General features: G+C 33.5%; 10 protein-coding genes. All 10 read right to left on the reverse strand.

Annotated elements, in window-relative coordinates; all coding sequences use genetic code 11:
* Window positions 1-57 precede the first annotated feature (57 nt).
* The 10 genes from CD172_RS11845 to CD172_RS11890 all read right to left on the reverse strand — a co-directional run bounded on the left by CD172_RS11845 (window position 58) and on the right by CD172_RS11890 (window position 6481).
* Window positions 58-699 (reverse strand): helix-hairpin-helix domain-containing protein, encoded by a 642-nt coding sequence (locus tag CD172_RS11845; RefSeq protein ID WP_103346462.1) that lies wholly within the window; start codon window positions 697-699, stop codon window positions 58-60.
* 49 nt (window positions 700-748) lie between these two features.
* On the reverse strand, window positions 749-1471 hold the full coding sequence (locus CD172_RS11850) for a class I SAM-dependent DNA methyltransferase (protein ID WP_103346463.1): 723 nt from the start codon (window positions 1469-1471) through the stop codon (window positions 749-751).
* Window positions 1471-1827 (reverse strand): ribosome silencing factor, encoded by a 357-nt coding sequence (gene rsfS, locus CD172_RS11855; RefSeq protein ID WP_037565433.1) that lies wholly within the window; start codon window positions 1825-1827, stop codon window positions 1471-1473. Before rsfS ends, CD172_RS11850 begins: the two co-directional genes overlap by 1 nt.
* An 11-nt stretch (window positions 1828-1838) precedes the next feature.
* Entirely contained in the window at window positions 1839-2411 is a 573-nt protein-coding gene (gene yqeK, locus CD172_RS11860) for a bis(5'-nucleosyl)-tetraphosphatase (symmetrical) YqeK (protein WP_037565434.1), read from the reverse strand.
* Window positions 2404-2970: a nicotinate (nicotinamide) nucleotide adenylyltransferase gene (gene nadD, locus CD172_RS11865; RefSeq protein ID WP_103346464.1), complete on the reverse strand. Its 567-nt coding sequence runs from the start codon at window positions 2968-2970 to the stop codon at window positions 2404-2406. Before nadD ends, yqeK begins: the two co-directional genes overlap by 8 nt.
* A gap of 2 nt (window positions 2971-2972) precedes the next feature.
* On the reverse strand, window positions 2973-3266 hold the full coding sequence (yhbY, locus tag CD172_RS11870) for a ribosome assembly RNA-binding protein YhbY (RefSeq protein ID WP_060551161.1): 294 nt from the start codon (window positions 3264-3266) through the stop codon (window positions 2973-2975).
* A gap of 9 nt (window positions 3267-3275) precedes the next feature.
* Window positions 3276-4082 carry a shikimate dehydrogenase gene (aroE, locus tag CD172_RS11875; RefSeq protein ID WP_103346465.1) on the reverse strand — a complete coding sequence of 269 codons (807 nt, stop codon included), beginning with the start codon at window positions 4080-4082 and terminating at the stop codon, window positions 3276-3278.
* Between the two features lie 11 nt (window positions 4083-4093).
* A complete protein-coding gene (gene yqeH, locus CD172_RS11880; RefSeq protein WP_103346466.1) occupies window positions 4094-5194 on the reverse strand; it encodes a ribosome biogenesis GTPase YqeH in 1101 nt (366 codons plus the stop codon).
* Window positions 5195-5197: 3 nt separating this feature from the next.
* A complete protein-coding gene (locus CD172_RS11885; protein WP_037565439.1) occupies window positions 5198-5722 on the reverse strand; it encodes a YqeG family HAD IIIA-type phosphatase in 525 nt (174 codons plus the stop codon).
* Window positions 5723-5788: 66 nt separating this feature from the next.
* Window positions 5789-6481, reverse strand: coding sequence for a 5'-methylthioadenosine/adenosylhomocysteine nucleosidase (locus CD172_RS11890; RefSeq protein ID WP_103346467.1), 693 nt, complete (start codon window positions 6479-6481; stop codon window positions 5789-5791).
* Between the last annotated feature and the right edge of the window lie 254 nt (window positions 6482-6735).

The following is a 6735-nucleotide window of genomic DNA, read 5'->3' on the forward strand; positions in this document are numbered from 1 at the left end:
AGCATTATACATTATATAATGATACACATGATTTTAAAAAATAGAAGTTAGACAAAATTACACCACGAAATATGGTTTTAATTTCTCGAATGTTTTTTCTCCAATTCCCTTTACTTCTTTTAATTCTTCAACAGTTTTAAAACCCCCTTTTTCTTCTCTATAATTTATAATCAATTCAGCTTTTGAAGGTCCTATTCCTGGTATTTCGGTTAAGTCGGAAGACTGGGCTAAATTGAGGTTGATAGGCTTTATATCTGATTCAGTTGTGGCACTTGTCATATTTTGTGCTTGTTGCATCGTTGATTTTTCGCCTTTAAATGGGACATAAATCATTTTTTGATCCATTAGTTTTTCGGCTAAATTGATTTGTGAAACGTCAGCATTATGAAGTACACCGGCTTTTTTTAGTAAATCATCCACCCTTTGATTCGATTTCATTGTATAAGTTCTTGGGTGCATAACAGCTCCCTTAATATCCACTATGATATCTGTAATAGGAGGTGTATCTTGTTTAGGCGTTGATGCTTGTTGACTCATTAGCTCGCTTTGATTCATTTCATTTACAGGTGATGGACTACTTACTTCATTTGTTGAATGATTCATATAAAGTATCATTGCCAAAGCAATTAAAAATAAAAGTATGAGTACAGTGACATAATATTTAGGTTCCTTCAATCGCTGTTGAATTTGTTCATACATAGAAAAATCCCCTTTCACATTATTACTCGCATGAAAGGGGTAAATTACTTTATTTAGTTGCTACGAAAAACAAGCGATCACTATGGGAAGATTGATTAGTTATATCAAAATCATAAAAAGATTGAATGTTTTTAAAGCCGACGATTTTCAACATCTCATCATATAGCGGTTTTTCAAGGGTGCGTTGATATTGTGATTCGTCAGTTCTACTATAGGTACCGTCTTCGTTCAAACTAAAAAATGTTAAATCATGCCATACACTTAAAGGATCATCTCCTGGTGTAGCTTGCCATAGTAGTGTGAGGTCATCTCTATCATCTATATAAGTTTGATGATTGAATTGTGTTTCCATTTTGTGAGCGGTGTGAACATCAAACATTAGAAGTCCATGCTCATTCAGATGATGGTATACATGATTAAATGTGTTCATAACAGCATCTTCTGTAGTTAAATAATTAAGTGAGTCACAACAAATTGTAATTACATCAAATTTTTGATTTAGATTAAAATTCGACATATCCCCTTTTAACCATGTAATCTTGTCAGACTTTAATTTTGCTTTCTCAATCATCTCATCGCTTAAATCCATGCCAGTCACATTTTTAGCAATCTTTGAAAATAAGCAAGTTAAAGTACCTGTGCCACATCCAATATCTAATAAATTGTTTATTTGCATCGATGCAGTCAATTGCTCTAATACGTTAACCCAATCTTGATAAGGTTGATCCTCTGTGAGCGTATCGTAAAATTCACTTAAGTTTTGATATGCCATTATGCGTGAACGACCTCATCATATCGGTACATTTCAGCATCATGATATAATTTTTCAAGATTGTAATGTAAACGTTCATCTCTATAAAAGACATGCACAACGACATCACCTAAATCAACTAATATCCATTTTGCTTCTTGATATCCTTCCATTCGCTTCACTGTTATTTGATGTGACTCTGCAACATCTTTTACAGCTTTAGCTATTGCTTGAACTTGTCTTTCATTATTTCCGTGACAGACTACAAAATAATCAGCAATATCTGAAATCTCTTGCATATTTAAAGCAATTATATTTTCTGCTTTTTTATCGCCAGCTGCTTCAACAGCGTAAGTTAAAAGTTCATAAGCGTTCATTTAATCATCCTTTATTTAGAATCGTTAAAATTATAATAATTCAAGCAATCTATCGTTGCTTGATATACATTAACATCTTTTTCAACGAGATATAAAACAGTACGTTTAGAAATTTCATAAATCGTCTTATCTAAGCCTTTTCCACTCAATACCATTTCGCGAATATCTTCTACGCCCTTAGTTGTACGTCCAGGCTCTATATAGTCCGCAATAAAAACGATTTTTTCATTTTTAGTCATTTGTTGACGCCCGGTTGTATGGTGTGCAATGGCTAATAGAACATCTTCATCATTAAGATGATATTGATGCTTCATAATGGCTGCACAAACGGGCCCGTGTAATATTTCAGAACCATAGCTTAATAAAGTGGAATCCAATTCATAGCGTGTCACTTTTTGATACATCGAGCCTAAATCATCATATTTACAGAAATCATGTAAAATACCCGCCAATTCAGCTTTATTTGTATCCCCTTCATAAATTTCAGCTAATTTAACGGCAGTTTCAGCAACGCGCATAGAATGTTCAAACCGTTTCTTCGGTAATTTTTGTTCAACTAATTCTATAGCGAAAGATTTATCCATATAAATCCTCCTTCATAATATAATGTTCCACATTGAGTGGTACCCACATATGAATTGTCTGTCCACGTTTACGACGCTCACGTATTTCTGTGGAGCTGATGGCCATTTCAGGCATATTAACTTGTATGATGCTCTCATCATTGATAACGGCTTTAGGTTGCCGATTAACGACGATAAAAGTAACAAAAGAACGCAACATATCGATTTTATACCATTGAGCAAGTTGTTCATATTGATCAGTACCAATGACAAAATACAATTTTGCACTCGGGTGTGCTTCTTGTACTATTTTTAATGTATCATACGTATAGCTATCCCCTTTACGCTCGAGTTCATCATACCTTATGGTGCCAAAACCTAAATTTTTAATCACACATTGAATCATTTCAATACGATGTTTGACGTCAATAATATCTGTATGCACCTTTAAAGGTGATTTGTAACTTGGTAAAAAGTAGAAAATATCAGGTGCTATTGCTTCATTTACCATGGTTGCCACCATCTCATGCGCACTATGAATGGGATTGAATTGTCCACCGTATATGACGATTTTTTCCATAATTAAGGCAACTCAATTTTTTTATGGTTCGTTGATGTTTTATATAAAACAATCATAGATCCAATTTGTTGAACTAGGTGGCTATCAGTCGCGCTACTTAATGATTCTGCAAGATCGCCTTTATCATCAAAATTATTTTGTAAAATGTGTACTTTAATTAATTCACGCTTTTCTAACGCATCTTTAATTTGTTCAACCATATTTTCATTAATACCAGATTTCCCAATTTGAAAAATAGGATCAATGTGGTGGGCTTCACTGCGTAAAAAACGTTTTTGTTTCCCTGTTAAAGTCATAATTTCCTCCTACTTTGAGTTTAATTTAGTTAATACTGCTGTTTTCATTGCTTCTATATCAGCTTTTCTTTGCGTCCAAATATTAAAACTTTCCGCACCTTGATATACAAACATGTCTAAACCATTGTAAATATCATAACCATTTTGGCGTGCAGTAGCTAAAAATGGTGTAATGAGAGGTGTATATATAATATCTGCTACAAGTGCGTTAGGCTTTAGGTTTTTCAATGTCATAATACTTTCATGAGATTGACCCATACCAAGTGGTGTTGTATTTATGATGATGTCGAATTGTGACGCAATAGTATTCACGTCTTCTAACGGAATAGCATTGATTTCAAATGACCATGAATCAAAGCGTGCCATTGTTCTATTCGCAACATAAATAGGATAACTTGTTCGTTGTTTTAATTGATATGCAATTCCTTTACTAGCCCCTCCAGCACCTAAAATGAGGATTTTAGCTTTTTTTAATTCGCCATAATAGGATTCCAATCCTTTAACAAAGCCAATACCATCAGTATTATAACCTATCCACTTATCATCTTTAACGACTACCGTATTTACGGCACCCATTTCTTTCGCTTCATCTGATAACACATCTAAATATGGAATAATACGTTCTTTATGAGGAATCGTTACATTAAATCCATTCAGTTGACGACTATTAATGATATCTTTAACATGGTGAAAATGTTCTACTGGAATATTGAGCGCTTCATATTCAGCATCCATATTTAAAGATTGAAAATTTGCGTGATGCATCAATGGTGACAATGAGTGTTGAATTGGATGACCGATTACTGCAAATTTCATTTAAACACTTCCTACATAATTGATGGTCTTAATGTGACATCTACTGATTTTGGCACCCTCACACTAAACGTTGCACCTTTGTCAATTGTTATAAATCCTAAACCAGAAATCATTACGTCCTGTTTTTCAGTATTCGTTGAATGAGTTACAGTTTTTAATTCATCTAATTGGAACATTGACGCATCTGATGGTGGTGACAGCAAATCCCCTAGTTGTTCGTGCCATAAACGATCTGCATTAGATGTTTTTGTTCGGTGGATATTTAATTCGTTTGAAAAATAACAGATGAGTGGCCGTTTACCACCTTTAATATAATCAATACGAGCGAGTCCACCAAAAAATAACGTTTGTCCTTCGTTAAGCTGATATACACGTTGCTTAATTTCTTTTTTAGGCATAATGATATTTAACTCTTTTGGTGTAACTAAATGTGTCATTTGATGTGCTTGTATAATTCCTGGTGTATCATACATATCACTGTTTTCATCGATAGGAATATCGATCATATCAAGTGTTGTACCAGGTATTCGAGACGTAGTGACTACATCTTTTTCTCCAACACTATGCTCTATTAATTTATTAATAAGCGTGGATTTTCCAACATTTGTTGTTCCAACAATATAAACATCTTCACCATTTCGATGTTTTTCAATAGATGTCATAAGTGCTTCGATACCGTAATTTTTCATTGCTGAAATTAACACTACATCATCTGCATATAATCCGTAATTTTTAGCGGATTGTCTTAACCATTCTGTCACACGACGTTTATTAATTTGTTTAGGTAATAAGTCAATTTTATTTGCGGCTAAAATAATCTTCTTATTTCCCACAATGCGTTTAATTGCATGAATAAAAGAGCCTTCTAAATCAAAAACATCGACTAAATTTACAACTATACCTTTTTTATCAGATAATTTATTTAATAAAGTTAAAAAGTCATCGCTATCCATACCAACATCTTGCACTTCATTGTAGTGCTTTAATCTAAAACAGCGACGACATATCACGTCTTCTTTGTAAAGACTAGATTCAGGAACATATCCTGGCTTGTCTTTATCTTCTGATTGTAGTGTAGCACCACATCCGATACATTTTAAATCATCAGTCAAATGTTATTCCTCCCAATTAATATATCCTTTTCTTTTAAAGTAATTTAATAAACGACGTTCAATCATTCTGTTGAGTTTAGTAGCAAAGCCATCAGAATTTTTAACTGGGACAACCATAATTGTGTACAATCCATTATGATTTCCACCAAATACATCTGTGAGCATTTGATCCCCAATAATGACCACTTCATCCTTATTAAGTCCCATTTGTTTAGTAGCTTTAATAAGAGATTTTCCTAATGGTTTTCGGGCTTTAAAGATGTAATCAACATCTAAATTTTTAGAAAAAGATTTTACCCGTGCTTCATTATTATTAGAAACGATTGTTACTTTTATATTGTGATCGCTTAGTCCTTTAAACCATGCTTCTACACCAGGTGTTGGGTCTGCTTCATCCCAACCTACTAACGTATTATCCAAATCTGTAATTACGCCTTTAATATTTCTTTCTTTTAATTTATCGAAGTCGATTTCATATATTGATTTAACATATTGATTCGGTAAAAATAAGCGACTAATGATACCCATCGTAATCCTCCAAATTTAAAATTCATTCGTACAATTATAGCATAACTTCAATAAAATGAATATTTATTATTGATTGAGTTTTTGAATTAAAGCAATGACCATTTGGCTGGATGATTTTGAGGCAACTTTTAAAAATGCTTCAAACGTCATACCTGCAACACCATCAGCTAAATCTGAAATCGCTCGGGTCACAATAAATGGTACGTTAAACTGATAACACGTTTGCGCAATTGCCGCAGCTTCCATTTCAGCCGCCATGGCATTTGGAAAATGTTTAAGAATAACTGCGCGCTGTTGTTCAGTTCCTATAAAACTATCTCCAGATACGATCATGCCTTCTCTCACAGGTTGTTCTAACGTATTTAGAACGTCATTAACATGATGAATCAATGTTTTATCAGCAACATATGATTCGGGCATCCCAGGTATTTGACCCATTGCATAACCAAATGCACGCGCGTCTGCATCATGGTATGTAACACTTGTGCTTACCACAACGTCTCCTAAAGATAATCCTGGTTGCAGACCACCTGCTGAACCGGTATTGATAATCAGTTCAGGTTTAAATTGTTGAATTAATAAAGTCGTTGAAATGGCTACATTTACTTTTCCAATACCACTTTGAATTAAAACTACATTTGTATTATTTAACTTCCCTTTATAGAAAAGGGTATGCGCAATTTTTAATGTCTCGACATCACTCATTTGTGACTTTAAGATGGCAACTTCTTCTTCCATTGCTCCAATGATTCCAATCATACTTTTCCTCCTAGATGTTGTCTATATTCGAAGTCAATTTTATCATAATGGCCGTTGTATTGAGAATAAAAAATAGGTTGTAATGCGCTTAAATATGGCAATAAAAAAGCGCTCTTTAAAGTTGAATGAATTAAAACTTTAAAGAGCGTTTACGTATGAGTAACATAAGTTAATCATTTATTTACCAATTAATTCTAACAAACCTTGGAATGAATATAATCCAGTAAAAATTGTTACAAGTACAGCAACAATTC

Origin of the sequence: Staphylococcus agnetis (genome assembly GCF_002901865.1) — a bacterium.
GTDB lineage: Bacteria > Bacillota > Bacilli > Staphylococcales > Staphylococcaceae > Staphylococcus > Staphylococcus agnetis.

Excerpts from the sequence above, each read along its gene's own strand:
- CD172_RS11845 (WP_103346462.1), bottom strand. The coding sequence starts at position 699 with ATGTATGAACAAATTCAACAGCGATTGAAGGAACCTAAATATTATGTC.
- CD172_RS11850 (WP_103346463.1), bottom strand. The coding sequence starts at position 1,471 with ATGGCATATCAAAACTTAAGTGAATTTTACGATACGCTCACAGAGGAT.
- rsfS (WP_037565433.1), bottom strand. The coding sequence starts at position 1,827 with ATGAACGCTTATGAACTTTTAACTTACGCTGTTGAAGCAGCTGGCGAT.
- yqeK (WP_037565434.1), bottom strand. The coding sequence starts at position 2,411 with ATGGATAAATCTTTCGCTATAGAATTAGTTGAACAAAAATTACCGAAG.
- nadD (WP_103346464.1), bottom strand. The coding sequence starts at position 2,970 with ATGGAAAAAATCGTCATATACGGTGGACAATTCAATCCCATTCATAGT.
- yhbY (WP_060551161.1), bottom strand. The coding sequence starts at position 3,266 with ATGACTTTAACAGGGAAACAAAAACGTTTTTTACGCAGTGAAGCCCAC.
- aroE (WP_103346465.1), bottom strand. The coding sequence starts at position 4,082 with ATGAAATTTGCAGTAATCGGTCATCCAATTCAACACTCATTGTCACCA.
- CD172_RS11885 (WP_037565439.1), bottom strand. The coding sequence starts at position 5,722 with ATGGGTATCATTAGTCGCTTATTTTTACCGAATCAATATGTTAAATCA.
- CD172_RS11890 (WP_103346467.1), bottom strand. The coding sequence starts at position 6,481 with ATGATTGGAATCATTGGAGCAATGGAAGAAGAAGTTGCCATCTTAAAG.